Origin of the sequence: Aromatoleum toluvorans (assembly GCF_012910905.1) — a bacterium.
GTDB lineage: Bacteria > Pseudomonadota > Gammaproteobacteria > Burkholderiales > Rhodocyclaceae > Aromatoleum > Aromatoleum toluvorans.
In genome coordinates, this window is the sequence record NZ_WTVN01000028.1 from 1 (window position 1) to 25,812 (window position 25,812).

The window sequence follows — 25,812 nt, forward strand, 5'->3', positions numbered from 1 at the left end:
CAGCGACGCTTGCTGCAGGAACCCCCGCGCTGCAATACGATACAAAGCTGAAGCGCACATTCGCTATCCTTGCGCCGTGTTTCCCTCCGCCGGGGGCGACCGCCCGCGCAGCCCCGGTTGCCACCCTGCGCGGCCTGCGGCGAAACTCGCGCCACCTTCCGACAACTTGCCGAACCACGACATGACTGCAATCCCCGCGTCCAAGCCGCGCCGCCTGCGCCGCGCCGTAATCGCCCTGGCCACTCTCGGCGTGCTGGGCGCGGGAGGCTGGTTCGCGTGGACGACGTACTTCGCGAAACCCGACGAGCACGCGCGCTACCAGTTCGCAACCGTGACGCGCGGCGACATCGAGGACGTCGTCACCGCAACGGGCACGCTGCAGCCGCGCGACTACGTGGACGTCGGCGCACAGGTGTCGGGCCAGCTGAAGAAGATCCACGTCGAGATCGGCTCCGAAGTGAAGGCCGGCGATCTCCTCGCCGAGATCGACCCCGTGGTGCTGCAGAGCCGCGTCGACGCGACCCGCGCCCAGCTGCGCAACCTGCGCGCCCAGCTGATGGACCGCGAAGCGAGCCGCACGCTCGCCGACGCGCAGTTGAAGCGCCAGCGCAACCTGATGAGCGAAGATGCCACCACGCGCGAGACGCTGCAGAACGCCGAGGCCGCATTGCAGTCGGCGCAGGCACAGGTGGAGGCGATCAAGGCGCAGATCGACCAGACGGAATCCAACCTGCGCGCCGACGAAGCCAACCTCAACTACGCGCGGATCTACGCGCCAATGTCGGGCACGGTGGTGTCGATCACCGCGCGCCAGGGCCAGACCCTGATCGCGAGCCAGCAGGCGCCGGTGATCCTGCGCGTCGCGGACCAGTCGACGATGACCGTGCAGACGCAGGTGTCGGAAGCGGACGTGAGCCGCCTGCGCCTCGGCATGGACGCGTACTTCACGACCCTGGGCGGCAACAGCCGGCGCTGGGAAGGCAAGCTGCGCAAGATCGAGCCGACGCCGGTCGTGCAGAACAACGTGGTGCTCTACAACGCGCTGTTCGACGTCGCCAACCCCAACCAGGCGCTGATGACGCAGATGACGGCACAGGTGTTCTTCGTCGTCGCGTCGGCCAGGGACGCCCTGCTGGTGCCGATGTCGGCGCTCGCGGCCGGGCGCGGCGCACGCGCCGAACGCATGAAGGCCGCGGGCGGCGACGCACGTCCGCCCGCCGGAACGGGCGCGGGCGCGGCAGCGGGTGATGGCACCCGGGCGCCCGAAGCGAAGAAGGGTCCCGGTGGCACGCCGCGCACGGTCACGGTCAAGGTCGCGCCACCAGAAGGCCCGCTGCAGGACCGCCAGATCGAGGTCGGCGTACGCAGCCGCATCCAGGCCCAGGTACTGTCGGGTCTCGAGGAAGGCGAGCGCATCGTTTCCGGCATGGCTGCGGGCGACAAGGGTTCCGGCAGCGGCACGGCGCGCCGCACGCCACGCATATGAAAGCCGAACCGCTGATCGCCGGGCTGGACCAGGATTCGCCGCAGCGGCGGGTGTCGGGCGAGCCGCTGATCGCGCTGTCGGGCATCACGAAGACCTTCCGCACCGGCGAGCTCGCCGTCGAGGTCCTGCACGGCATCGACCTGACGATCTATCCGGGCGAATTCGTCGCCATCGTCGGCAGCTCGGGGTCGGGCAAGTCCACGCTGATGAACATCCTCGGCTGCCTCGACCGCCCCACCACCGGCACCTACCGCTTCATGGGGCGCGACGTCGCGGGATTCGACCGCGACGAGCTCGCGCGGCTGCGGCGCGAAACCTTCGGCTTCGTGTTCCAGAGCTACAACCTGATCGGCGGCGCGAGCGCACGCGAGAACGTCGAGGTACCGGCCGTCTATTCGGGCATGCCGCCCGCGGAGCGCCATGCGCGCGCGAGCGAGCTCCTCGGTTCGCTGGGTCTGGCCGAGCGCACCGGGCACCGCCCCAGCCAGCTGTCCGGCGGCCAGCAGCAGCGCGTGTCGATCGCGCGCGCGCTGATGAACGGCGGCCGCGTGATCCTCGCCGACGAACCGACCGGCGCGCTCGACAGCAAGAGCGGCGCCGAGGTGATGCAGCTCCTGCGCGGGCTCTCGGCGGCCGGGCATACGATCATCCTGATCACGCACGAGCGCGAGGTCGCCGAGCAGGCACAGCGCATCATCGAGATCCGCGACGGCGACATCGTCTCCGACCCCGGCCCGCGCCCGCCGACCGGCCCCGAGCCGGACTTCGCGCCGCACATCGACCGCACCTCGCACCTCTCGGACCTCGTCGAAGCGACGCGCACGGCCCTGCGGGCGCTGCGCGCCAACCTCTTCCGCGCCGCGCTGACGTTGCTCGGCATCGTCATCGGCGTCGCCGCGGTGATCGCGATGCTGGCGATCGGCGACGGCGCCAAGCAGGACGTGATCGACCGCATCAGCTCGATGGGCACGAACCTGCTCACCGTGCGGCCCGGCGCACCGAACCAGCGCGGCCGCGAGACGACCGCGACGCTGGTGCCGGACGACGTCAGGGCGATCGGCGAGTTGCCGAACGTGCTCGCGGCCGTGCCCGAGCAGAGCACCGGCGTGACGGTGCGCTACGGCACCTCCGACTATCGCTCCTCGGCGACCGCCACCGGCGCAGACTACACGATCGCGCGCGACTGGCCGGTCGCGCACGGCACCTTCTTCAGCGCGGACGACGAGCGCCGCTACGCGACGGTCACCGCGATCGGCCAGACCGTCGCGAAGGCCCTGTTCGGCGACGAGGATCCGGTCGGCAAGTACGTACTCGTGAACAACCTCGTATTCCAGGTCGTCGGCGTGATGGGGCCGATGGGTGCGACGCCCTGGGGTTCGGACCAGGACGACGTGATCTTCGTGCCGTTCACCACCGGCAGCCTGCGCCTCACCGGCCAGCGCCACCTGCGCAGCGCGATCGTCGCCGTCGAGGACGTCGCGCAGATCGACGACACGCAGGAAGCCGTGCGCACGCTGCTGCAGGCGCGCCACTCGGGTATCGAAGACTTCCAGATCCGCAACATGGCGCAGATCATCGAGAGCGCGTCGGAAACGCAGAACACGCTGACCGTGCTGCTCGGCACCGTCGCGGCGATCTCGCTGCTGGTGGGCGGTATCGGCGTGATGAACATCATGCTCGTGTCGGTCACCGAGCGCACGCGCGAGATCGGCATCCGCATGGCGACCGGCGCGCGCATGAAGAACATCCTGCAGCAGTTCCTGATCGAGGCGCTGGTCGTCTCCGCGCTGGGCGGGCTGATCGGGGTCGCCGTCGGCCTTGGCGCGGCGGCGGTCATCGAAGCCTTCGACAAGCCCGTCGTGTATTCGCTGTTCCCGGTGCTGCTCGCGTTCGGCTGCGCCTTCGCCACCGGCCTCATATTCGGCTACCTGCCCGCGCGCAAGGCCGCCCGGCTCGACCCGGTCGTCGCGCTTGCGTCGGAGTGATCCCATCGATGAAGCCCACCCTTCCGCGCCGGCTCACGCCGCTCTTCGCCGCCAGTCTCCTGCTTGCCCTGTCCGCGTGCGCGGTCACCGAACCGGTGACGCGGGCGGACATCGCCGTGCCCGACGGCTGGATCGAACCTGCCGCGAACGGCGCCATCCCGCCCGACCCGCAGTGGTGGCGCGGCTTCGCCTCGGACCGGCTGGACGCCCTGATCACCGCGGCGGTCGCGGACAACCCGGACTTCCGCGCCGCCGTCGAGCGCGTCCGCCAGGCGGAGATCGCGCTGCACGTGGCCGGCACCTCGCTGCTGCCCGCGGCCAATGTCGGCGGCGACACGGCGTGGCGGCGCACCGACCCGGGCAACGGCGCGCGCGCGTTCGATAGCGAATCTTCCGGCGCGAGCCTGTCGATCAGCTACGAGGTCGACCTGTGGGGCCGGCTCGCGGCGGGCGTGCGCGGCGCCGAGGCGAGCTTCACCGCCAGCCGCCACGACCACGATGCGGCACGCCTGACGCTCGTTTCCAGCGTTGCCACGACCTATTTCCAGCTCCTCGCCGCGCGCGAGCGGCTCGTCATCGCGCGCGACAACCTCGCGATCGCGGAACGCGTGTTCGCCATCGTCGAGACGCGCTACCGCAACGGTGCCGCCTCCGCACTAGATGTCAGCCGCCAGCGCAGCACGGTGCTGGCGCAACGCGCCGCCCTGCTGCCGCTCGAGACGCTCGAACGCCAGACGCACAGCGCGCTGGCGCTCCTCGTCGGGCGGACGCCACAGGACTTCCGCCTCGACGTCGAACCCTTCGCGACCTTGGCGGTGCCCGCGGTCGCCCCCGGCCTGCCGGCGGAACTCCTCGTGCGCCGCCCCGACCTCGCCGGTGCCGAGGCCCAGCTCGCCGCAGCCGACGCCGATGTCGCAGCAACCCGCGCGGCGCTGCTGCCACGCATCCAGCTGTCGGGCTCGGCGGGACTCGCCAGCACGGCGCTGCTGTCGCTCGCCAACCCGGTCAGCACCCTGGGCCTCGGCGCCAACCTCGCGCACACGCTGTTCGACGGCGGGCGCCTGCGCGACGACGTCGAAGCCGCACGCTCGCGCCGGCGCGCGCTGGTCGAGAACTACCGTTCGGCCGTGCACGTGGCGTTGAAGGAAGTCGAGGACGCGCTGGGCAACGCCGACCGCGACCGCCGCCTCGAGGACAGCCAGCAGGAGATCAGCCGCGAGGCCGCACGCAGCCTGCGCCTGGCAGAACTGCGCTACCGCGAGGGCGCCGACGAATTGCTCACGGTCCTCGACGCCCAGCGCACGCTGTTCCAGGCGCAGGACCAGCTCGCCCAGCAGCGGCTCGCGCGGCTCAACGACGCGGTGACGCTGTACAAGGCGCTCGGCGGCGGGTGGACGAACCCCGCCGCGGCGACGTCACCTTCCGCACCCGGCTGACGGCCGCACGGCGCTGAAGCGCTGTACACCACGCATTCCACGGTCTGCAGCCCACCCCCTGGGCAGAGGGTGTCGCCATATGCCGACGTCTACTTGCGAGTGATTCGCATTATCCTTATTATTCGTACTCGCAAATCAGACCGGGACGGCCGAAGGTCCGCCCCTTCGCAAACAACAAGCAAACAAGGAAGGAAATTCATGTCCCGCTTCACGCTCCGCGCGCTGTCAATCGCCGCCCTCGCCTCCCTGTCGTTCGCCGCGAACGCCCTCGAATATCCGATCGGCAACCCGCAGCAACGCAACGGCATGGAAATCGCCGCGGTCTACCTGCAGCCGATCGAGATGGAGCCGGAAGGCATGATGAAGAAGGCGTCCGAGACCGACATCCACATCGAGGCCGACATCCGCGCGCTGGCGAACAACCCGAACGGCTTCGAGGAAGGCAGCTGGATCCCCTACCTGACCGTGAAGTTCGAGATCACCAAGGTCGGCAGCGACTGGAAGCTCAGCGGCGACTTCATGCCGATGGTGGCGAACGACGGCCCGCACTACGGCGACAACGTCAAGCTCGCCGGCCCGGGCAAGTACAAGGTGAAGTACACGATCCTGCCGCCGGGCGCGAGCCACGGCAGCCACTTCGGCCGCCACACCGACCGCGCCACCGGCGTGCGCCCGTGGTTCAAGCCCTTCGAGGTCGAGAACGAATTCACCTACGCCGGCATCGGCAAGAAGGGCGGCTACTGATGCGCGCCGCACGCATTGCCCGCACGGCGATCGCCGTCGCCGTGGCGGGCCTGTCGTGCGCGAGCCAGGCCGCGCCGACGGCGCAGGACAAGCTGCTCGCCGAACTGAAGCGGCTCGCCGAGCGCGTCGAGAAGCTCGAGAAGCGCAACACCGAGCTCGAAGCCAGGCTCGCGGCGGGCACCGCCGCACCGGCACCCGGATTGGCGCAGCGCGTCCAGGCGCTGGAGCAGGCGAACCAGGAACTGGCCGCGAGCCTCGAGAGCGACCGCATCAGCGAACGCGACCCCGAAATCGCCATCCGCCTCAAGTCCATCGAGGAGCGCACGAACAACATGGGGGCGCCCACCAAGCTGGCGGGCGCGCTCGAGGGGATCCAGGTCGAAGGCAGCGTCGCCGCGGTGGCCCAGCGCATCAACGGTGGCGCGCGCACCGACGGCAAGGCCGAGTCGCAGCTGTCGTGGCGTGGCGATCTCGGCATCACGGTGCCGGCCGGCGACATCGGCCGCGGCACGGGCGAGTTCTTCACGCAACTACGCGTGGGCCAGGGCGAGCGCGACAGTTTCACGCAGTTGCAGCCGACCTTCACCGGCGCCTTCAACAGCCTCGCCTTCCAGGGCGACGCGGATGCAAGCAAGACCTTCGCGATCGTCGCACAGGCTTGGTACCAGCTCACGACGCCGCTCGGCGACAGCGCGAATTCGCCGCACAGCCTGCAATTCACGGTCGGCAAGATGGACCCCTTCGTGTTCTTCGATCAGAACGCGATCGCCGACAACGAGGCGGAGAAGTTCCTCAACAACGTCTTCGTGCATAACCCGCTGCTCGACTCGGGCGGCGCGGTCGGCGTCGATGAGTTCGGCTTCACCCCCGGCGTGCGCGTCGCCTACCGCAACGAGATGAACAAGCCCGACTGGTGGCAGATCTCGCTCGCCGCTTTCGGCGCCGGCAATGGCGCGACCTTCGGCCGCAGCTTCGACAAGCCCTTCGTGATCGGCCAGCTCGAATACGGCCGCAAGAACTACGGCTTCGACGGCACCTATCGCCTGTATGCATGGCGCAATCCGCAGTTCGAGGGCTTCGACCCCGCGCGCGGGGAACACGCCACCACCGGCTGGGGCGCGAGCGTCGACCAGCGCGTGCATGAGGATGTGACGCTGTTCGCGCGCTACGGCCAGTCGAGCTCGGGCAAGGCGGCGTTCGACCGCGCGTTCACGATCGGCGGCGAGCTGACCGGCGATGCGTGGGACCGCGGCGCGGACAGCGTCGGCCTCGCGTGGGCCTGGCTGCGCTCGAGTAGCGACTTCCGCCGCGAGGCTGCGGGCCTGGTGGATGACGAAGGCGCCGCCGTCTTCGGCTACACCCCGCGTGGCGCGGAACAAGTCGCGGAGCTGTACTACCGCTGGCACCTGAACGACCAGCTGTCCTTGACGCCCGACCTGCAGTACGTGCGCCGCGCCGCGGCGAACCGCGACGCGAAGAACATGACCGCCTTCGGGGTGCGCGCCCTGTATGCGTTCTGAGCGCCAGCGCGCCTGCCGCCCTGCCCGGCTCCCCGCCGGGCGGGGCTTTTGCGTTTTTTCGGTGAGATTCCGCCAGCCATGATTCCTGCCAGCCCGATGATTCCCGCCACCGTCCTTGCGGCGGCATTTGCCTTCGGCGCCCTTGCCACACCCGCCGTCGCCCGCGCCGAGATGCCCACCTTCGAGGTCGTCGCCGAAAACGGCCGCTTCACGCCCGAGACGATCGAAGTCCCCGCCAACACCCGCTTCCGCCTGCAGCTGACGAACCGCAACGCCGGCCCGGAGGAATTCGAGACTTCCTCCCCGTTCAAGGAACTGGTCGTCGGACCGGGCGTCACGCGCAGCACGATCTTTCCGCCACTGAAACCGGGCACCTACCCCTTCTTCGGCGAGTTCCATCCCGAGACGGCGAAGGGCCGCTTCGTCGCGAAGTAAGGCATTCCGGAGACACGCACCATGGGCAACGCACTCTTCATCGTGTGGCGCGAGAGCGTCGAGGCGATCCTGATCATCAGCATCCTGCTCGCGTGGATCCGCACGCGCGACGACACGCGGATCGGCGTCCATCACCTGTGGGCGGGCGTCGCCGGCGGGCTCGCGCTGGCGGGCTTTCTCGCGCTGGCGATGCTGGGCGTGCATGGCTGGCTCGCGGCCGGCGCACTAGAGGTGTTCCAGACGGCGATCGTGTTCGTCGCGGCAGGCCTCATCACGCACATGGTGCTGTGGATGCGCGCCCACGGCCGCCACATGAAGCGCGAGCTCGAATCCGGCCTCTCGCACGCGGCGGAGTCCGCCGGCGGCGCCTCGGTCGCGATGCTCGCGGCGATCGCGGTGGGCCGCGAAGGCGCGGAAACCGTGCTCTTCCTGTACGGACTGGCGATGGAGCAGTCGGGCGACACGCTCGCGCGCCTCTTCGCCGGGGCGGGCATCGGCTTCGTGCTGGCGCTCGCGACCGCGTGGGTGATCCTGTCCGGCGCACGCTGGCTGCCCAGCCGCCTGTTCTTCCGCGCGAGCGAAGTCGTGCTCCTGCTGCTCGCCGTAGCGCTGCTGGTGTCCGGCGTCGAGCGCCTGATCGACATGGAATGGCTACCACCGCTGATGGAGCCGGTGTGGGACAGCTCCGCGCTGCTCGACGACGGCAGCACCGCGGGCGGCATCGCCGCGGCCTTCGCCGGCTATCGCGCCCAGCCCTCGCTGATGGTGCTGATCGCGTGGCTGGGCTACTGGGGCGTGGTCGCGCTACTCGGACGCCTGCAGCGGAGGTCGGCGGCATGAACACCTGCACCTCGACCGCAATGCCGGCCTCCCCGCGCCTTGCGCGCGTCGGGGAGCTGATGCGCCGCCACCGCGGCTGGATCCTCGGCGCGCAGTGGGTGATCCTTGCCGCCTACCTGTTCCTCGTCGTCACGCCCGCGTTCCTGCCGCTGCCGGAATCCGGCGCGCACCTGTGGGACAACCTGACGCTGTTCGCGCAGTTCGCCTTCTGGGGCATCTGGTGGCCCTTCGTGCTGGTGTCGATGATGCTGATGGGGCGCGTGTGGTGCGGCGTGATGTGCCCGGAAGGCTTCGTCTCCGAGCAGGTGTCGCGCTTCGGCCTCGGGCGCCCGGTGCCGCGCTGGATCAAGTGGGGCGGCTGGCCCTTCGTCGCCTTCCTCGGCACGACCATCTACGGCCAGCTCGTGAGCGTGTACGAGTACCCCAAGGCGGCGCTGCTGGTGCTCGGCGGTTCGACCGTCGCGGCGATTGCGGTGGGCCTGGTCTACGGCCGCAACAAGCGCGTGTGGTGCCGCCACCTGTGCCCCGTGAATGGCGTCTTCGGCCTGCTCGCGCGGCTCGCGCCGGTGCATTTCCGCACCGACCGCGAGGCGTGGGAGTCGTACGGCGCGAAGAAGGTGATCCCGATCAACTGCGCGCCGCTGGTCGACATCCGCCGCATGGAAAGCGCCGCCGACTGCCACATGTGCGGACGTTGCGCCGGCCATCGCGACGCGGTGAATCTCGCCGCGCGCGTGCCCGGCAGCGAGGTCGCCAGGCTCGATGCGCAGGATGCGGACCGCTGGGAAGTGCGCCTGCTGGTGTTCGGCATCATCGGCACCGCGATCGGCGCCTTCCAGTGGTCGGCCTCTCCGTGGTTCGTGCGCGCGAAACTCGCTGCCGCGGAATGGCTGGTCGAGCGCGACGCCTTCGCGCTGCTCGGCGACGACATCCCGTGGTGGCTGCTGACGCATTACCCGGAAGCGAACGACGTGTTCACGTGGCTCGACGGCCTGATGATCCTCGCCTACATCGGCGTGACTGCGCTGCTGCTCGGCGGCTGGATCACGCTGTGGCTGCGCGTCGCGGCGGGCCTGCTGGGCGACGCGGCGCAACGCCTGCGCCTTGCCTACGCGCTGATCCCGCTCGGCGGCGCCGGCGTGTTCCTCGGGCTCTCCGGCCTCACCGTGACGTTGCTCAGCGCCGAGGGCATGATCCTCACGATGCTGCCCGAGGCGCGTGCCACCCTGCTCGCTACCGCGGCGCTCGCGAGTCTCGTCCTCGCGTCCCTGCACCTCCGCCGCACGCCGGCGACTATCGCACGCCGGCTGGCGGCGTTTCTCGCCTTCGCCACCGCAGCTGCTGCGGCAGTCGTGCCGTGGGTGCTGATGTTTTACGTCTGGTAGGGCCTTACGCGCAGGTCGATCTCGCTGCACAAATCATCTACCCTGATGGACAGGGTACCCGGCACGAGACCGGGGCCTCTCCAACAGGAGATTGCAGATGACCCGCTTCACCCTCAACGGTCAGAAGGTCGATACCGCAATGCCCGACGACACCCCGCTGCTGTGGGTGCTGCGCGACGGGCTGGAGCTCACGGGTACCAAGTTCGGCTGCGGCATGGGGCTGTGCGGCGCGTGCACGGTGCATGTCGACGGCGTCGCGGTGCGGTCCTGCTCGACGCCGGTGTCGGCGGTCGCCGGCAAGCACGTCACGACCATCGAACAGATCGGCAAGAATCGCGTCGGCGCGGCCGTGCAGGCGGCGTGGCAGAAGCTCGACGTCGTGCAGTGCGGCTACTGCCAGTCCGGCCAGATCATGGCCGCGACCGCGCTGCTGGCGAAGACGCCGCGGCCGAGCGATGCCGACATCGACGCCGCGATGGCGGGCAATGTGTGCCGCTGTGCGACCTACGTGCGCATCCGCGCTGCGATCCACGAAGCCGCGAGGGCCCTCGCGGGAAGGAGCGCAGCATGAACACCCGCATCGAGAACGTCTCGCGCCGCGACTTCCTCAAGGCGAGCGCCGGCCTCACCCTCGGGCTGATGCTGCCGGGCGTCGATTCGGCCATCGCCGCCGCTGCTGCAGGTTCCAGGGGCACCGCAGCCGACGCCGCGCCGGCCTTCGCCCCGAACGCCTTCGTGCGCATCGGCACCGACAACCGGGTGACGGTGATCGCGAAGCACCTGGAGATGGGCCAGGGCACCTACACCGGCCTCGCGACCTTGGTCGCGGAGGAGCTCGACGCCGACTGGGCGCAAGTGGTCGTCGAAGGCGCCCCCGCCGACGCCAAGCGCTACAACAACCTGCTGTGGGGGCCGTCGCAGGGCACGGGCGGCAGCACCGCGATCGCCAACTCCTTCGATCAGCTGCGCCAGGCGGGCGCGAGCGCACGCGCGATGCTGATGCAGGCCGCAGCCGCGCGCTGGAAGGTCCCCGCCGGCGAGATCCGCGTCAAGGCGGGCGTCGTCAGCCACGCGAAGAGCGGCCGCAAGGCGAGCTTCGGCGAGTTGGCCGAGGCCGCGGCGACGCAGCCCGTGCCGCAGGAAGTCCGCCTGAAGGACCCGAAGGACTTCGTGCTGATCGGGCGCCACGTGCCGCGCAAGGACAGCGTCGCCAAGACCACCGGCCGCGCGCAGTTCACGCAGGACGTGAAGCTCCCCGGCATGCTCGTCGCCGTCGTCGCGCACCCGCCGCGCTTCGGCGCGACCGTGCGCACCGTCGATGAACAGGCCGCACGCGCGGTGCCCGGCGTGGTGCGCATCGTGCGCATCCCGCGCGGCGTCGCGGTGCTGGCGCACGACTACTGGACCGCGAAGAAAGGCCGCGACGCGATGAAGATCGACTGGGACGACAGCGCCGCCTATCGCGGCAGCTCCGACCAGATCCTCGCCGACTACCGCAAGCTCGCCGCGACGCCGGGACTCGTTGCGCGCCGTGACGGCAACGCCGACAAGGCCCTGGGCGGCAGCGCCCGGGTGCTGGAGGCCGAGTTCGACTTCCCGTATCTCGCGCATGCCGCGATGGAGCCGCTCAACTGCGTGATGCGCGTCGATGCGCAGGGTTGCGAAGTGTGGAACGGCGAACAGTTCCATACCGGCGACCAGGCCGCGCTGGCCGCCTTCTTCGACCTGAAGCCGGAGCAGGTGAAGCTCCACATGCTGTTCGCCGGCGGCAGCTTCGGCCGGCGCGCGAACCCCAATTCCGACTACCTGCTGGAGACCGCACAGATCGTGAAGGCCGTCGGCGGCGAAGCCCCGGTGAAGCTCGTGTGGTCGCGCGAGGACGACATGCGCGCCGGCTACTACCGGCCGGTGTACGTGCATCGCCTGCGCGCCGCGCTCGACGCGCAGGGCAAGCCGCTCGCGTGGTCGCAGCGCATCGTCGGCCAGTCGATCCTCGCGGGCACGCCGTTCGAGGGCGTTGCGGTCAAGGACGGCATCGACGGATCGTCCGTCGAGGGCGCCGCGAACCTGCCCTACGCGATTCCCAACCTGCAGGTCGAACTGCACACGACCAACAAGGACGTGAAGGTGCCGGTGCAGTGGTGGCGTTCGGTCGGTTCGACGCACACCGCCTTCGCGGCCGAGGTCTTCCTCGACGAACTGGCCACGGCCGCGGGCGCCGACCCGGTGGCCTACCGGCTCGACCTCCTCGCCGCCCATCCGCGCCACGCGGGCGTGCTCAAGCTCGCCGCGGACAAGGCCGGCTGGAGCAAGCCGCTGGCCGCGGCGAAATCGGGCAAGCGCGCGCGCGGTGTCGCAGTGCACGAATCCTTCAACACCTACGTCGCGCAGGTCGTCGAAGTCACGGTCGCGCCGGACGGCAGCTTCAAGGTCGATCGCGTCGTGTGCGCCGTCGACTGCGGCATCGCCGTGAATCCGGACGTGATCCGCGCCCAGATGGAAGGCGGCATCGGCTTCGGGCTCGGTGCCGCGCTCAGCGGTGCGATCACGCTCAAGGACGGCGTCGTCGAACAGTCGAACTTCCACGACTACACGGTGCTGCGCATCGACCAGATGCCCAGGGTCGAGGTGCATATCGTGCCGTCGGCCGAAAAGCCGACCGGGGTGGGCGAACCCGGCGTGCCGCCGATCGCGCCGGCGCTGGTGAACGCGCTCTTCGCCGCGACCGGCAAGCGCATCCGTACGCTGCCGATCGGGGAGCAGCTGAAGGGCTGATACGGCAAGGGGCGGGCGCCCCGCGGGACGCCCCCCTTGCATCACGCGCTCAGAACGCGTGCGTCAGCGTCAGCCTCGCGTTGAGCGGCGCGCCCGGGCTGATGTTGTTGTCGCTGTGCGCGGTCGGGAAGTACTCCTTGTCGGTGAGGTTCTCGACGTTGAGCGCGACGCGCGTCTTGCCGCCCGGGAAGCTGTAGTACAGCGCCCCATCCACGCGCGTGAAGGCCGGCAGCTCGACCGTGTTGCTGAACGACGTGAAGCTCGAACCCTGGTGGATCACGCCGAGGCCGGCGCCCCAGCCGTGGCCGAGGTCGAAGCGGTTCCACAGCGACACCATCTGCTCCGGCACGAGACCGACCTTGCGGCCCTTCGGTGCGCTCGACGTCGTGCGGGTGATCTCGGAATCCAGGTTCGCGTAGCCGGCGAACACCTGCCACCACGGCGTGACCTTGCCCTGCAGGCCGATCTCGACGCCCTCGGTGCGCTGCTCGCCGGTCTGCACGAGGCGGCCGCTCGCGGGGTTCGCCGGGTCGCTGGTCTTCATGTCCTCGCGCGTCAGGCGGAACACCGCGGCCGACAGCGTGAGCTCGGGATTCAGGTCCCAGCGCGCGCCGATCTCGTGGTTGATCGCCGTCTCGGGCTTCAGGTCTTCGGTGTTCGCGGCCAGGCTCAGCTGCTCGCCCGACGGCAGGAAGGCGGAGCTGTAGCTCGCGTAATAGGTCTGGGCCGGCGTCGGCGTCCAGATCAGGCCGAAGCGCGGGCTGACCTCGTTGTCGGTGCGCGACAGATCCTGCCGGCCGGGCACGCTGCGCTTGTCATCGAGTTCGACCTTGAAACGGTCCCAGCGCAATCCCGCGAGTACCTTCCACTGCTCGCTGAGCGCGATCTGGTCCTGCAGGTAGGCCGCGACGGTGTCCGACTTCACGGTGTTGTTCGCATCCGAGCTCTTGAAGCGGAAACTGGTGGCGCGAGCGAAGGGGTTGGCCGCCGATACCTTCAGTTTCTCGGCGTTGCCGAAGAAACCGGTCTTACGCTCGTTGTCGCTGTCCTGGTGGCCCAGTTCGATGCCGGCGAGCAGCGTGTGCATGAGGCCGCCGATCGCGAACTTCGTCGTCAGGTCGGTCTGGTTGAAGACGTTGGTGCGCAGGTTGGCGTTGTTGTAGGCCGAAATGTCCAGCTTGCCGCCAACCACGGCACCGCCGGCAAAGACGTTCTGGTAGAACTTGTCGTACTGCGCCACGCTGAAGCTGTTCTTCAGCTGCACGCCGCCGAAGTCATGTTCCAGCACCGCGGCGAGGGTATCGGCCATCGCGCGCGACTTGCTCTGGTCGGCGTTGCCGAAGAAGGAGCTGCGCTTCGTGTCGAACGGGCGGGAGCCCTGCGAGGGGATGCCGCGGTCGGCGGTACGCTCGTCGTACAGGCGCTCGTACGACAGCGTCAGCGCGGTGTTGCTGCCCGGCATGTAGGTGATGGTCGGATTGAAGGCATAGCGGGTCGCCTCCACGCCGTCACGGAAGCTGTCGGCGCGCTCGGCCATCGCGTTCAGGCGCCACGCCGCCGCATCGCTCAGCTTGTTGCCGACGTCGACGGTACCGCGCAGCTGGTCGAAGCTGCCCAGCGTGACGCTCGCCTCGCCGACATGCCCGAGCACCGGGCGCTTGGTCACGCGGTTGAGGATGCCGCCCGCGCCGCCGCGGCCGAAGACCATGCCGCCGGGGCCCTTGAGCACCTCGACGCGCTCGACGTTGTAGAGATCGCGGAAGATCTGCGCGTCGTCGCGGATGCCGTTCACGAAGAAATCGGCGGTCGTGTTGTTGCCGCGGATCACCATCTGGTCGCGGTTGCCCTCGCCCTGCGCCGCGGTCGTACCCGGCACGTAGCGCAGCACGTCGGAGATGCTGCGCATCGCCTGGTCCTCGATCACGTTTTCGGGCACCACGGTGATCGACGCCGGCACCTCCTTCAGCGGCGTGTCGGTCTTCGTAAAGGTCGCCGAACGCGTGGCGCGGTAGCCCTGCACGGGGCCGTCGGCACGTTCGACCTCGCCCTGCACGAGCACGGGCGACAGCACCGCATCGGCGGCGAGAGCGACATTGCCGCAGGCGCTTGCGGCGAGCATGGCAAACACGACCGGCTTCAGCCGGGGACGGAACGACATCTTTCTACTCCTGTATGGATCTTGGCTGGCTGGGTAGAGATGTCGCCTGGCTTGCCCTGAATGAATTTTCGTACGGTGCGGACCTGGCGTGCGCCGGGTCCGCAATCGTCATGCTTGAGACGATGCGAATCGTAAATGATAAGCATTCGCAACACAATGTATCGCCGTACATTGGCACGCGGTTTTGTCGCGCAAATACAACGATTCTTATTTGCGATTGATTCGCATTTGCACGCTGCAATACAATCTGTCACAAACCAGCCAGCCATTCCGCCGCAGGCGCGCCGGATCGCCAGCCAACAACGTCCCCGACTGGAGTTCCGATGCGCCCCACCACCCTCGCCGTGGCGATCGCCGCTGCGCTGCCCGCCCTCGCCACCGCCCAGGCCACCCTGCCCGCCGTCACCGTCACCGCGACCGGGGGCGCCGCCGCTGCGCCCTACAACCCGCTCGTCTCATCCTCGGCGACCAAGGGCACCGCGCCGCTGCGCGACATCCCGCAGACCGTCAACGTCGTCGGCCCCGAGCTGATCGCCGACCAGGGCGTGCGCTCGCTCGCCGAGGCGCTGCAGAACGTCCCCGGCGTCACGCTCAACATGGGTGACGGCCAGCGCGACCAGTTCGTGATCCGCGGTTTCACCGCCATCGGCGACAACTTCCTCGACGGCGTGCGCGACGACGCGCTGTACTTCCGCGACCTGTCGAACACCGAGCGCATCGAGGTCCTGAAGGGCCCCGCCGCCGTGCTGTACGGCCGCGGCTCGTCGGGCGGCATCATCAACCGCGTCAGCAAGCTGCCGACGACGCAGGCGATCCGCGAAGTCACCGTGCAGTTCGACACCGAAGGCGAGAAGCGCATCAGCTTCGACGCCGCGGGTGCGCTCGGCACGGGCGGCCACAGCTTCCGCGTGACCGGCGCCTTCGAGGACTCGACCGGCTTCCGCGACGAATCCTTCCTCAAGCGCGAAGCCTTCGCGCCGTCCGTCGACCTGAAGCTCGGGCAGGACACCAGCCTGCTGCTGCAGCTCGCGCACAACCGCGACCGCCGCCCGACCGACTTCGGCATCCCCGACAACAACGGCCGCCCGCTCAACGTCGACCACGAGACCTACTACGGCTCGGGCGAGGCCGAACGCGACGACATGAACTCGGCCACGATGAACACCGCGACGGCGACCCTGTCGCATCGCCTCAACGCCGACTGGTCGCTGCGCAACGTGCTGCGGTACTACGACTTCAAGCTCGACCGCAACAACACGCTGTACCGCACCGGCACCGCCTACACGCAGCGCAACGGCCAGCCCTTCATGCAACGCACGCACGGCCACGTCGTGCGCGACGAGGACGGCTGGTTCAACCAGCTCGAGCTCACGCAGCTGGCGACCCTTGCCGGCATGAAGCACACGCTGCTCTACGGCGTCGAAGTCGGCAGCCAGGACAAGGGCCTCGACATCACCAACTGGGTGGGCATCGACCGCGTGCCGCTCCTCAACCCCGGCGGCGCAGTCCCCCCCTTCAGGACGACGGCGCCGAACTCGCTCACCATCGACAACCGCACCACGCTCGAGAACACGTCCCTCTACATGCAGGACCAGATCGCGCTGGGTGAACACTGGAAAGCGCTGATCGGCGTCCGCTACGACGACTACCGGCAGAAAACCACCGAGCCGGGCAAGCCGGACTTCGAACGCACCGACCGCGAATGGAGCCCGCGCGCGGGCCTCGTGTGGCAGCCGGACGCGATGCAGTCCTACTACGCCTCGGTGTCGCGCTCCTTCCAGCCCTCCGGTGAGCAGTTCCAGCTCTCCGCCAGCAACGTCGACGCCGATCCCGAGATCACGACCAACCACGAGATCGGCGCGAAGTGGGACTTCCTCGGCGGCGCGCTGTCGGCCGGCGCCTCGATCTTCCGCCTCGTGCGCACCGACATGAAGATCACCGACCCGGTGACGCGCCAGACCATCAACGCCGGCGAGCAGCGCACCGACGGCCTGGAGCTGTCGCTCGTCGGCCGTCCCGCCGCGGGTTGGCAGATCTCCGCCGGCTACGCCTACCTCGACAGCGAGACCGTCAAGTCGACGGCGACGGGCGGCGCGAACTTCGGCACGCAACGCATCACTGTCTCGTTCGAAGGCAAGGAGGCGGCCCTGACCCCGCGCCACAGCGGCTCGCTGTGGGTGACGCGCGAGCTCGGCCAGGGCTGGAGCGTCGGCGGCGGTGCGCATGCGCAAATCCACCAGTTCGCCTCGCCCGACAACCTCGTGCGCCTGCCCGGCTTCGTCGTGTTCGACGCGGCGCTGCTGTACCGCAGCAAGGCCTACGACCTCACGTTCAACCTCAAGAACGTGTTCGACCGCGAGTACTGGGCGAGCGCGCACGGCAGCGCCAACGGCCTGAACCAGCCGGGCGCACCGCGCACGCTGCAGGCGACCGCGAGCTTCCGCTTCTGATCCGCCTCCGCCCCGGCCGTCTGCCGACGGACGGGGCCCCATCCCGCCCGCGACGGACTGCCGCACCCGTTCGGGCTGAGCCCGTCGAAACCCCGCCGCGGTTTTCCCTGTACCACCCGCTCTTCGATTCGCCTTCATCCGGACCAAGCCCGCCATGCGCCTGAAGCCCCTCGCCCGCCTGATCCCCGCTGCCCTGCTTTTCGCCTGCGCCGCCGTCCATGCCGAGGAAACGCAGCTCGAAGCCGTTACCGTCACCGCCACCCGCTCCGGCGGCGTTGCCGGCGAAACGCCGCAGAAGATCACCGTCATCACGCGTGAGGAGATCGAGCATCAGCTCGCCATCAACTCGGAACCTTCCCAAGTACTGGGCAACCTCATCCCGTCGTACTCGCCGAGCCGGCAGAAGCTCTCGAACGCCGGCGAGACCTTCCGTGGCCGCAATGCGCTTTACATGATCGACGGCGTGCCGCAGTCCAACCCCTTGCGTGACGGCAAGCGCGAGGGCTACACGGTCGACCTCTCCATGGTCGAGCGCATCGAGATCATCCATGGCGCAAGCGCCGAACAGGGCCTGGGAGCGACCGGGGGCATCATCAACTTCGTCACCCGCCGGCCGCGCGGCGGAGACCTCCGTCAGCATGCCGGCGTCAGTGTCACCGCTCCGACCGAGAACGACTACGACGGCCTGGGCTACAAGCTCGACTACCGCGTCGAGGGGAGCCGCGGCAACTGGGACTTTCTCGCCGGCCTGAGCTACCAGACGCGCGGGCTGTACTACGACGCCGACGGCAAGGCGATCGGCGTGGACAACACCCAGGGCGACACGATGGACTCGAAGAGCTACGACGCCCTGTTCAAGCTCGGCTACTGGTTCGACGACAACCAGAACCTGACGCTATCGATCAATCGCTTCGAGCTGAAAGGCAACAACGATTACGTAAATGTGCCCGGCGACGCCAGCGAGGGGATTCCCGCGACCTCGCGCAGGGGCACCGTCGGCGGCGACGCGCCGAAGAACGAGGCGCTGACCTCCAGCCTGTCGTACACGCATGCCAAGCTCGCCGGCAACGAGATCGGTGTCCAGCTCTACAGTCAGCGCTTCCGCGCCCTGTTCGGCGGCGGAACCGAAACGGCCTTCCAGGACCCGCGCATCGCGCCGCGCGGCACGCTCTTCGACCAGTCGCAGAACGAATCCGAAAAGCTCGGCGCCAAGTTCACCGTCAAGCGCGACGGCCTGCTCGACAACCGGCTGATGCTCACGGGCGGCTTCGACGTGCTGCAGGACAAGACCCGGCAGCGGCTGGTCGACACCGACCGCGACTGGGTACCGGAAACCCGCTTCCGCAACTTCGCCCCCTTCGTCCAGGCCGAATTGCGGCCTTTCCAGCGCCTGAAGCTGCAAGGCGGAGTGCGCCGCGAATTCGCCGAGCTCGACGTCGACACCTTCCAGACAGTCTGGTCCACCAACCGGGCGGGCGGGGTCACGGTTCAGGGCGGCAATCCGACGTTCGAGGAGACTCTCTACAACGCCGGCTTCGTGTTCGAGGCAACCGACTGGGCACAGGTTTTCGCGAACTATTCGGAAGGCTTCGGCATGCCGGATGTAGGGCGCGTACTGCGCGCGATCAGCACGGCAGGCCAGAGCGTCAACAACTTCCTCGACCTGCAGCCTATCGTCACCGACAACCGCGAGGCCGGTTTCCGGCTCAAGCGCGGCCCGTTCGACTTCGAGTTGTCCTACTTCGAATCGGATTCCGACCTCGGCTCCCGTCTCGTCAGCGTAGGCGGTGTGTACCAGGTCCGGCGCGAGAAGACCGAGATCAACGGCATCGAAGCCAGCGCGGGCTGGAAGATCAATGCCGATCACCGGCTACAGGCATCCTACGCGCAAGTGAACGGGCGGTCCGATACTGACGGCGACGGCAAGGTCGACACCGATCTCGACGGCGCCAACATCTCCCCGGACCGCCTGACGCTGCGCTGGTCCGCCCGATGGAGCGACAAAATCGACAGCCACGTCCAGGGAAGCTACTTCTTCGACCGCCGTTTCGATGACAGACGGCTCGACTTCAGCGGCTACAGCTTAGTCGATGCGTCCATGACCTACCGCCTGCCCGTGGGCCGCCTTACCGCGGGGGTCGAGAACCTCTTCAACAAGGACTACGTCACCTACTACTCGCAGACGCTCGCGGCCAATGAGGCGACGCGCGACGAACGCTACTTCAAAGGCCGCGGTCGTACGGTGACGGTGGGTTACCAGGTGGACTTCTGATGTAAGGACGCGACCGCCGCGAGCCGATGCTCGCGGCGGGCATGCCGCGTACATTCCGCCTTTCTGCAAACTTCAGCTTCCGAGCCCGACATGGTCCACCTCCATCCCCGCCCGTCCAGCCATCGCGGCAACTCGCAGAAGTGGCTGCGGCGCATCCACGCCTGGTTCGGCCTCGCGCTCGCGACGATGCTGCTGCTGTTCGCGACGACCGGCTTCCTGCTCAACCACCGCGCGGTCCTGAAGATTCCCGCACTCGACCGCAAGGAGGTCACGCAGTTGCTGCCCGTCGAGGCGGCACCTGCCGATCCCGCGGCGCTGGCCGCGGCGCTCGCGCCGGCGCTGGGGATCGAGCCGTCCGCGCTCAAGCCCAAGGTCGACGGCGCGCGCGCGGTGAGCTGGGGCAATGGCGAACTGCGCCAGCCGGAGCGCTGGACCTTTCGCGCCGACACGCCGTCCGAATCGGTCCAGGTGGAATACTGGGTCGGCGGCCGCCAGGCCGAAGTGAAGCGCACGAAACCCAACCTCTGGCTGTACCTTGCGCGCCTGCACATGTCGATCGGCACCGGCCCCGCCTGGGTGCTGCTGTCGGACGCCGCCGCGCTCGGCCTCGCCTTCCTGGGCCTGTCCGGCTTCTGGCTGTGGGGCCGGCTGCACGGCTCGCCGCGCCGGCTCGCGCTGTTGGCGAGCGGCGGCCTGGCCGTCGCGACCGGGCTGGCGTGGGTCGCGGGCTGAGGCCGCCGTCGCAACACAAGCACATGCTAATATGACGAACTCCGCGATGCGCGGACAGTCTCAGCGACGTCCGCGTGCGCCTGCCGTGTTCCCGGAGTTCATCATGTCCCTCGCCGTTTCCGCTTCGCGCCGCCGCGTTCTCGCCGCCGCCGCGGCAGTCATGCTGCTGCCGCTTTCTCACGCCTTTGCCCAGCAGGCAGCCCCCGAAATCGGCCCGACCGACGCACAGGCGAAAGCCAGGGCCGGCCAGCTCACGCTGATCGACGTGCGCACCCCCGAGGAGTGGCGCGAGACCGGCGTCGCGCCGGGCGCCGGGCGCGTCAACTTCTATCACCCGGGGGGTCCCGAGGGCTTCGTCAAGGACGTGCTCGCGAAGGTCGGCGGCAAGCGCGACACTCCGATCGCCCTCATCTGCCACAGCGGCAACCGCAGTGCGCAGGCACAACGCCTGCTCGCCGCACAGGGCTTCACGAACGTGTACAGCGTCAGCGAAGGCATGAGCGGCAGCAGTGCCGGCCCGGGCTGGATCAAGCGCGGCCTGCCGGCCGAACCCTGCAAGGCGTGCTGAGCACGCGCCCGAGGCCGCGGCCTGCGGCCTCTTTGCGTACACGTTGCACTGCAGCAAATTTCACCCAATCCGGACGCGAAACCTGCGAGAATCGGGGCCCCCGTCGCACACCCGACCAGCCCGACTACGCCGTGATCGTCCGCCCCCGCCCGCACTGGGTCCATCTGCTCTTCGTCCGCCGCAGCTCCCTCGGCTTGCTGACCTGAGCCCTACCAGCCCAGCCCCTTGCGCAGCAGGAGCAGCACGCCCATGCCCGCGATGAAGGGCAGCCAGGGATTGCGCGAGCGCATGGCCGCGAGCGCGACGACGATCCCGGCGACGAGCTTGGGATTCGCCGCATCAAACGCGCCCGCATCGAGGAGCAGGTCCGGCATGATCAGCGCGGACAGCGCAGCGGCCGGCGCATAGCGCAGCGCCCGCTGCAGCGCCGACGGCAGGCGCGCGCCTTCGCCGCTGATCACGAAGCTGCCGCGCGTGAGGATCGTCGTCGAGCCGATCGCGAACAGCGTCAGCCACAGCCAGATGCCTTCTACCATGCCCGCCTCCGCTTCTCGGTCCAGCGTTCGGCCACGAAGCCGGCCGCGATGCCCACGGCGATCCCGGCGATGACGCCGAGCCGCAGCGGCAACCCGCGCAGCAGGACGGCCCCCAGGCCGCCCGCGAGCGCGGCGACGAGCATCGCGCGTTGCTGCACCATCGGCATCAGCATCACCATCAGCGCGATCGTCGTCATGAACTCCAGCGACCAGTCCTTCGGGAACACCCCCGCCCCGAGCACGCCGGCAAGCCCGCCGACCTGCCACATGCTCCAGCACAGCAGCGCCGGCGCGACGTAGAAGCCCCAGCGCCAATGCGGATCGTCGCTGCGCAGCAGCCTGTCCGCGCACAACACGAACAGGCCGTCGACGAGCAGATAGCCCGACAGCACGCGCTTCGACCACGACGCACCGTGGAAGGCCGGTGCCAGCGCCGCGCTGAAGATCACGAAGCGCAGGTTGAGCACCAGTGCGGTGAGGAAGATCAGCCACAGCGGCGCGCCGGCGGCGATCAGCGGCAGCGTGCCGAGCTGCGCCGTGCCCGCATAGACGATCAGGTTCATGCCCAGCGACTCGACCGCCGACAGGCCCGTCGAGCGCATCGCCACCCCTGTGACGATCGCCCACGGCAGGAGACCGACCGACATCGGCAGCATCAGGCGGACACCCTCGCGGGCGCCGCGCTTGAAGGATTCATTCATGGGGACGCTTTGACCTGAAGCGGAAAAAGCGTCCTAGCATACCAGCACGATCACCGTGCCGGCATGCGGGACTCCCCTCGGCGCCTCATCCGGTGGCCCGCCTCAGGGATCGAGCCGGTCGCCGCACGGATGGCGGTCGGCGCCGCAACGCTGGAAGTCGCCGAGCGGGCGGTTGAACGTGTACTCGAAGGGCTTGCCGACCAGCTCGTGCGCCGCATCGCCGGCCGAGCCCGTCGGCAGCGTGAAGGGCAGCGCGACGACGAACACCGCGGCCCCGATCACGGTGCCGACCAGGCTCAGCGGACGCACGAGCAGGAGGTCTGCCGTCATGTCGCCGGCGCGGTCGCCGGTGACCGTTCCCGGCTGCTGCGCGGACACGCCCGCGCTCATCGTCAGCAACACGGCCGCACTCAGCGCGGCAGCAAGTTTCCTGCACATGTCGGCTCTCCGGGGCACCCGCGTCACGGGTGCTCAATGACTGGCGAAGACCTTCGTCCTGCCGTCCGCGGTGAAGCTCACGACGTCGTAGCGATCGGCGGGGAACGGGCCTTCCATTCCGGGCGATCCCTGCGGCATGCCCGGCGCCGAGATGCCGGCGACCTTGGGTTTCTCCGCCAGCAGGCGCTTCACGTCGGCGGCCGGCACGTGGCCCTCGATGACGTAACCGCCGACCTTGGCAGTATGGCAGGAACCCAGCGCCTGGGGCACACCCGCCGCGCGCTTCACCTCGCTCATGTTGGGGTTCTTGATCTCCTTCACGGAGAAGCCCGCCGCACGCATGTGCTCGGCCCACTTGCCGCAGCAGCCGCAGTTGGGATCCTTGTGCATGATGACCTCCTCGCCTGCGGCCAGGACGGGCGCGGCAAAGGCGGCAGCGAACGCCAGCGTGGCGATCATGGCGAGGGGACGACGGGACGGGATGTGCGACTTCATGTTTTTCCTCGGATTCACACGGTTATGGACGTTTGGCCCGCAGCCGGCGGCGGAGGTTCCGCGCGGCCCGGGCCGGGTGTCGCACGCGCCTCGGCGGACGCGAGCGGCAGATAGAGCGTGAACGTGGTGAGACCGCCGGCCGACTCGACCCCGACGCGGCCGCCGTGCGCTTCGGCGATCGAGCGCGTGATCGCAAGCCCCAGGCCGGCGCCGTCGCCCTGGCGGGTGCGCGCCGGGTTCACGCGGTGGAAACGGTCGAAGATGCGTGCGAGATGCTCGGGCGGGATCGTCTCGCCCGGGTTGCTCACCGCGAGGCGGGCCTCGCCCGCGGCCGTGTCGATCGCGATGCGCACGACGCCGCCCGCGGCCGAGTGGCGCAGCGCATTCGACAGGAGGTTGGAGACCGCACGCCGCAGCATGAGCCGGTCGCCCCGCACCGTCGCGTCGCCGCCCACCACCAGCCGCAGGCCTTTCTCTTCCGCCAGCGCCTCGTAGAATTCCGCGAGCGCACGCGCCTCGTCGGCCAGCGCCAGCGTCTCGGCCGGGCGCGGCAGCAGACCGTTGTCCGCCTGCGCGAGGAAGAGCATGTCGGCGATCATGCGCGCGAGCCGCTCGTATTCCTCCAGGTTCGACAGCAGGATCTCGCGGTACTCGTCGGCATTGCGCGCCCGCCCGAGCGCGACCTCGGTCTGCGTCATCAGGTTGCTCACCGGCGTGCGCAGCTCGTGCGCGATATCCGACGAGAACTCGCTCAGCCGGCGAAAGCCGTCCTCCAGCCGCGCCATCATCGCGTTGAGCTCGCCCGCCAGCGATTCGAGTTCGACCGGCAGCCGGCGGGTATCGATGCGCGCCGTGAGGCGCTGCGCCGACACCCCGCGCGCGACCTCCGCCATCTTGCGCAGCGGCGCCAGGCCGCCACGCGCCGCAAACGCGCCGAGCAGCGCAGTCGCGACGATCGCGAGCGCCACCGCGAGCCACAGCGAGCGTTCGAAATCGCGCATGAACAAGCGGTGATGATCGACATCCATCGACACGACCACCCGCGCCTCCGGCTCCCCGGCAATCCCCGTGCGGGCATTGGCGATGACGCCACGGTAGACGTGCCCACGCTGCACCCAGGTGCGCGCCGAAGGAAAAACGGCGGCCCCCGCCGGGCTTTCCCGCACCATCCGCTCGGGGAAATCGGCCCCCGAGGACGCGAACAGGATTTCCCCCCGCCCCTCGTCGCGCACCACCGCGACCGCCAGGCCGTGGTGCCCGACGAGCGCCGCATCGAGCTGCTGCGCGACGCTGGCGTAGCCCTCCTCGTCCTGCACGCGCGCGAGCACGGAGCGGGCGAGTTCGAGCTTGCCGTGCAGATCGACGAGATCGCTCTCCTCGAAATGGCGCTCGACCGACGCCTCGATGTAGGCGCCGAGCCCCAGCAGCACCGCCGCGAAGAGTGCGGCAAAGAGCAGCGTCAGCCGCAGCGTGAGCGACAGTCTCGGCATCAGGGCGCCTCGAGCACGTAACCCATGCCGCGCACGGTGCGGATCAGCTTGGGCTCGAAGGGGTCATCGACCTTGGCGCGCAGGCGCCGCACCGCCACCTCGATCACGTTGGTGTCGCTGTCGAAGTTCATGTCCCAGACCTGGGAGGCGATCAGCGAACGCGGCAGCACCTCCCCTTGCCGGCGCAGCAGCAGTTCCAGCAGGCCGAACTCCTTGGCGGTCAGGTCGATGCGCAGGCCCGCGCGCGTCACCCGCCGGCGCAGCAGGTCGAGCTCCAGGTCGGCCGCGCGCAGCAGCTCCGGCTCCTTGGTCTTGCCCCGCCTGAGCAGCGTGCGCACGCGCGCCAGCAGTTCGGAGAAGGCGAAGGGCTTCACGAGGTAGTCGTCCGCGCCCAGCTCCAGCCCGCGCACGCGGTCCTCGACCTGGTCGCGCGCGGTCAGGAACAGCACCGGCATCTCGCGCCCGGCGCGGCGCACCGTCTGCAGCACGCTCCAGCCGTCGAGGCCCGGCAGCATCACGTCGAGAATGACGAGATCATAGTCGCCGGTCAGCGCGAGGTGCAGCCCGTCCATCCCGTCGCGCGCGAGGTCCACGACGAAGCCCGCCTCGGCCAGCCCCTGGCGCAGGTAGTCGCCCGTCTTGATTTCGTCCTCGACGATCAGGATCTTCACTGCCGGTTCCTCCGGTTCCTGCTCTTGCGGCGCATTGTGCCTTCCGCCCCGGCGCCGCGCTCATGATTACAAAGATGTAATCTTCGCGTCAGCCTCGCGTCGCCCAGGCCTCCCCATCATCTCGGCAAACACACCATCCCGGACCTCGTGATGCCGACACCCCGCTTCCTCGCCCCCTTGACCGGACTGCTGCTCGCCGCGGCAACCGCCACGCTGCCGCTCGCCGCCAGCGCCCACGGTACCGCCACGCACGCGGCGAAAACCGACGAATCCGTCGTACGCGAACAGCAGGACTGGGGTGTTGCCGGCCTGCGCCGCGACGCCGCGCGCACGATCACGATCCGCATGGACGACCGCATGCGCTTCACGCCCGACCGCATCGAAGTGCGCGAAGGCGAAACGGTGCGCCTGGTCGCGCACAACGACGGCGCGACGCTGCATGAACTCGTGCTCGGCACGCGCAAGACCCTGGCCGAACACGCCGAACTGATGAAGAAGTTTCCCGACATGGAGCACGGCGACCCCTGGATGGCGCACGTGCCGCCCGGCGGCACGGCCGAGATCGTGTGGACCTTCAACCGTCCCGGCCCGTTCGAGTTCGCCTGCCTGATCGCGGGCCATTTCGACGCCGGCATGGTCGGCACGGTGGACGTCAAACCCGCCGCGCGAAGCGCCACGCCGAAAACCCGCTGAAA

Annotated in this window: 22 protein-coding genes; 15 read left to right on the forward strand and 7 right to left on the reverse strand. The window is 69.1% G+C overall.

Annotated features, from left to right (window positions below; all coding sequences use genetic code 11):
* Positions 1-181: 181 nt before the first annotated feature.
* From GPA22_RS16420 to GPA22_RS16465, 10 genes are all read left to right on the forward strand, one after another.
* Positions 182-1,486, forward strand: coding sequence for an efflux RND transporter periplasmic adaptor subunit (locus tag GPA22_RS16420; RefSeq protein WP_169257136.1), 1,305 nt, complete (start codon positions 182-184; stop codon positions 1,484-1,486).
* Positions 1,483-3,471, forward strand: a complete 1,989-nt coding sequence (locus tag GPA22_RS16425; protein WP_246264456.1) for a MacB family efflux pump subunit — start codon at positions 1,483-1,485, stop codon at positions 3,469-3,471. Before GPA22_RS16420 ends, GPA22_RS16425 begins: the two co-directional genes overlap by 4 nt.
* Before the next feature lie 8 nt (positions 3,472-3,479).
* A complete protein-coding gene (locus tag GPA22_RS16430; protein WP_169257137.1) occupies positions 3,480-4,907 on the forward strand; it encodes an efflux transporter outer membrane subunit in 1,428 nt (475 codons plus the stop codon).
* A 198-nt stretch (positions 4,908-5,105) separates the two neighbouring features.
* Positions 5,106-5,651, forward strand: a complete 546-nt coding sequence (locus GPA22_RS16435) for an iron transporter (protein ID WP_169257138.1) — start codon at positions 5,106-5,108, stop codon at positions 5,649-5,651.
* On the forward strand, positions 5,651-7,171 hold the full coding sequence (locus GPA22_RS16440) for a carbohydrate porin (protein ID WP_169257139.1): 1,521 nt from the start codon (positions 5,651-5,653) through the stop codon (positions 7,169-7,171). Before GPA22_RS16435 ends, GPA22_RS16440 begins: the two co-directional genes overlap by 1 nt.
* A gap of 78 nt (positions 7,172-7,249) precedes the next feature.
* Positions 7,250-7,606, forward strand: a complete 357-nt coding sequence (locus tag GPA22_RS16445; protein WP_169257140.1) for a cupredoxin domain-containing protein — start codon at positions 7,250-7,252, stop codon at positions 7,604-7,606.
* A gap of 21 nt (positions 7,607-7,627) precedes the next feature.
* Complete coding sequence (locus tag GPA22_RS16450) at positions 7,628-8,446, forward strand: FTR1 family iron permease (protein WP_169257141.1); 819 nt, start codon at positions 7,628-7,630, stop codon at positions 8,444-8,446.
* Positions 8,443-9,831, forward strand: a complete 1,389-nt coding sequence (locus GPA22_RS16455; protein WP_169257142.1) for a 4Fe-4S binding protein — start codon at positions 8,443-8,445, stop codon at positions 9,829-9,831. The genes GPA22_RS16450 and GPA22_RS16455 overlap by 4 nt, the downstream gene beginning before the upstream one ends.
* A 97-nt stretch (positions 9,832-9,928) precedes the next feature.
* Positions 9,929-10,402, forward strand: coding sequence for a (2Fe-2S)-binding protein (locus GPA22_RS16460; protein WP_169257143.1), 474 nt, complete (start codon positions 9,929-9,931; stop codon positions 10,400-10,402).
* On the forward strand, positions 10,399-12,606 hold the full coding sequence (locus tag GPA22_RS16465; RefSeq protein ID WP_169257144.1) for a xanthine dehydrogenase family protein molybdopterin-binding subunit: 2,208 nt from the start codon (positions 10,399-10,401) through the stop codon (positions 12,604-12,606). Before GPA22_RS16460 ends, GPA22_RS16465 begins: the two co-directional genes overlap by 4 nt.
* Positions 12,607-12,655: 49 nt before the next feature.
* On the opposite strand, the gene GPA22_RS16470 is transcribed toward GPA22_RS16465, so the two are convergent.
* Positions 12,656-14,764 (reverse strand): TonB-dependent receptor, encoded by a 2,109-nt coding sequence (locus tag GPA22_RS16470; protein ID WP_169257145.1) that lies wholly within the window; start codon positions 14,762-14,764, stop codon positions 12,656-12,658.
* A gap of 323 nt (positions 14,765-15,087) precedes the next feature.
* Between GPA22_RS16470 and GPA22_RS16475 the strand changes: the two genes are divergently transcribed.
* The 4 genes from GPA22_RS16475 (at position 15,088) to GPA22_RS16490 (ending at position 20,786) form a co-directional block, all read left to right on the forward strand.
* The gene (locus GPA22_RS16475) at positions 15,088-17,214 is read left to right on the forward strand and encodes a TonB-dependent receptor (protein ID WP_169257146.1); all 2,127 of its coding nucleotides are present in this window, start codon (positions 15,088-15,090) and stop codon (positions 17,212-17,214) included.
* A 154-nt stretch (positions 17,215-17,368) separates the two neighbouring features.
* A complete protein-coding gene (locus GPA22_RS16480) occupies positions 17,369-19,486 on the forward strand; it encodes a TonB-dependent receptor (protein WP_169257147.1) in 2,118 nt (705 codons plus the stop codon).
* A gap of 90 nt (positions 19,487-19,576) precedes the next feature.
* Complete coding sequence (locus GPA22_RS16485) at positions 19,577-20,218, forward strand: PepSY-associated TM helix domain-containing protein (RefSeq protein WP_169257148.1); 642 nt, start codon at positions 19,577-19,579, stop codon at positions 20,216-20,218.
* Between the two features lie 103 nt (positions 20,219-20,321).
* The gene (locus GPA22_RS16490; protein WP_169257149.1) at positions 20,322-20,786 is read left to right on the forward strand and encodes a rhodanese-like domain-containing protein; all 465 of its coding nucleotides are present in this window, start codon (positions 20,322-20,324) and stop codon (positions 20,784-20,786) included.
* Between the two features lie 209 nt (positions 20,787-20,995).
* On the opposite strand, the gene GPA22_RS16495 is transcribed toward GPA22_RS16490, so the two are convergent.
* The 6 genes from GPA22_RS16495 to GPA22_RS16520 all read right to left on the reverse strand — a co-directional run bounded on the left by GPA22_RS16495 (position 20,996) and on the right by GPA22_RS16520 (position 25,117).
* Entirely contained in the window at positions 20,996-21,322 is a 327-nt protein-coding gene (locus GPA22_RS16495; RefSeq protein ID WP_169257150.1) for an AzlD domain-containing protein, read from the reverse strand.
* On the reverse strand, positions 21,316-22,023 hold the full coding sequence (locus tag GPA22_RS16500; protein ID WP_169257151.1) for an AzlC family ABC transporter permease: 708 nt from the start codon (positions 22,021-22,023) through the stop codon (positions 21,316-21,318). The genes GPA22_RS16495 and GPA22_RS16500 overlap by 7 nt, the downstream gene beginning before the upstream one ends.
* Positions 22,024-22,125: 102 nt before the next feature.
* Positions 22,126-22,461 (reverse strand): hypothetical protein, encoded by a 336-nt coding sequence (locus tag GPA22_RS16505; RefSeq protein ID WP_169257152.1) that lies wholly within the window; start codon positions 22,459-22,461, stop codon positions 22,126-22,128.
* A 33-nt stretch (positions 22,462-22,494) separates the two neighbouring features.
* Positions 22,495-22,956, reverse strand: a complete 462-nt coding sequence (locus tag GPA22_RS16510; protein ID WP_169257153.1) for a DUF411 domain-containing protein — start codon at positions 22,954-22,956, stop codon at positions 22,495-22,497.
* 14 nt (positions 22,957-22,970) lie between these two features.
* Positions 22,971-24,446: a heavy metal sensor histidine kinase gene (locus GPA22_RS16515; protein WP_169257154.1), complete on the reverse strand. Its 1,476-nt coding sequence runs from the start codon at positions 24,444-24,446 to the stop codon at positions 22,971-22,973.
* Complete coding sequence (locus tag GPA22_RS16520; protein WP_169257155.1) at positions 24,446-25,117, reverse strand: heavy metal response regulator transcription factor; 672 nt, start codon at positions 25,115-25,117, stop codon at positions 24,446-24,448. Before GPA22_RS16520 ends, GPA22_RS16515 begins: the two co-directional genes overlap by 1 nt.
* A 150-nt stretch (positions 25,118-25,267) precedes the next feature.
* Between GPA22_RS16520 and GPA22_RS16525 the strand changes: the two genes are divergently transcribed.
* Positions 25,268-25,810 carry a cupredoxin domain-containing protein gene (locus tag GPA22_RS16525; RefSeq protein ID WP_169257156.1) on the forward strand — a complete coding sequence of 181 codons (543 nt, stop codon included), beginning with the start codon at positions 25,268-25,270 and terminating at the stop codon, positions 25,808-25,810.
* Positions 25,811-25,812: the final 2 nt, after the last annotated feature.

What these genes read in the sequence shown, in the direction of transcription:
- GPA22_RS16445 (WP_169257140.1), top strand. Translation starts at nt 7,250, where the DNA reads ATGATTCCTGCCAGCCCGATGATTCCCGCCACCGTCCTTGCGGCGGCA.
- GPA22_RS16460 (WP_169257143.1), top strand. Translation starts at nt 9,929, where the DNA reads ATGACCCGCTTCACCCTCAACGGTCAGAAGGTCGATACCGCAATGCCC.
- GPA22_RS16435 (WP_169257138.1), top strand. Translation starts at nt 5,106, where the DNA reads ATGTCCCGCTTCACGCTCCGCGCGCTGTCAATCGCCGCCCTCGCCTCC.
- GPA22_RS16475 (WP_169257146.1), top strand. Translation starts at nt 15,088, where the DNA reads ATGCGCCCCACCACCCTCGCCGTGGCGATCGCCGCTGCGCTGCCCGCC.
- GPA22_RS16450 (WP_169257141.1), top strand. Translation starts at nt 7,628, where the DNA reads ATGGGCAACGCACTCTTCATCGTGTGGCGCGAGAGCGTCGAGGCGATC.
- GPA22_RS16425 (WP_246264456.1), top strand. Translation starts at nt 1,483, where the DNA reads ATGAAAGCCGAACCGCTGATCGCCGGGCTGGACCAGGATTCGCCGCAG.
- GPA22_RS16420 (WP_169257136.1), top strand. Translation starts at nt 182, where the DNA reads ATGACTGCAATCCCCGCGTCCAAGCCGCGCCGCCTGCGCCGCGCCGTA.
- GPA22_RS16470 (WP_169257145.1), bottom strand. Translation starts at nt 14,764, where the DNA reads ATGTCGTTCCGTCCCCGGCTGAAGCCGGTCGTGTTTGCCATGCTCGCC.
- GPA22_RS16515 (WP_169257154.1), bottom strand. Translation starts at nt 24,446, where the DNA reads ATGCCGAGACTGTCGCTCACGCTGCGGCTGACGCTGCTCTTTGCCGCA.
- GPA22_RS16525 (WP_169257156.1), top strand. Translation starts at nt 25,268, where the DNA reads ATGCCGACACCCCGCTTCCTCGCCCCCTTGACCGGACTGCTGCTCGCC.
- GPA22_RS16465 (WP_169257144.1), top strand. Translation starts at nt 10,399, where the DNA reads ATGAACACCCGCATCGAGAACGTCTCGCGCCGCGACTTCCTCAAGGCG.
- GPA22_RS16430 (WP_169257137.1), top strand. Translation starts at nt 3,480, where the DNA reads ATGAAGCCCACCCTTCCGCGCCGGCTCACGCCGCTCTTCGCCGCCAGT.
- GPA22_RS16500 (WP_169257151.1), bottom strand. Translation starts at nt 22,023, where the DNA reads ATGAATGAATCCTTCAAGCGCGGCGCCCGCGAGGGTGTCCGCCTGATG.
- GPA22_RS16480 (WP_169257147.1), top strand. Translation starts at nt 17,369, where the DNA reads ATGCGCCTGAAGCCCCTCGCCCGCCTGATCCCCGCTGCCCTGCTTTTC.
- GPA22_RS16440 (WP_169257139.1), top strand. Translation starts at nt 5,651, where the DNA reads ATGCGCGCCGCACGCATTGCCCGCACGGCGATCGCCGTCGCCGTGGCG.
- GPA22_RS16485 (WP_169257148.1), top strand. Translation starts at nt 19,577, where the DNA reads ATGGTCCACCTCCATCCCCGCCCGTCCAGCCATCGCGGCAACTCGCAG.
- GPA22_RS16495 (WP_169257150.1), bottom strand. Translation starts at nt 21,322, where the DNA reads ATGGTAGAAGGCATCTGGCTGTGGCTGACGCTGTTCGCGATCGGCTCG.
- GPA22_RS16505 (WP_169257152.1), bottom strand. Translation starts at nt 22,461, where the DNA reads ATGTGCAGGAAACTTGCTGCCGCGCTGAGTGCGGCCGTGTTGCTGACG.
- GPA22_RS16510 (WP_169257153.1), bottom strand. Translation starts at nt 22,956, where the DNA reads ATGAAGTCGCACATCCCGTCCCGTCGTCCCCTCGCCATGATCGCCACG.
- GPA22_RS16455 (WP_169257142.1), top strand. Translation starts at nt 8,443, where the DNA reads ATGAACACCTGCACCTCGACCGCAATGCCGGCCTCCCCGCGCCTTGCG.
- GPA22_RS16490 (WP_169257149.1), top strand. Translation starts at nt 20,322, where the DNA reads ATGTCCCTCGCCGTTTCCGCTTCGCGCCGCCGCGTTCTCGCCGCCGCC.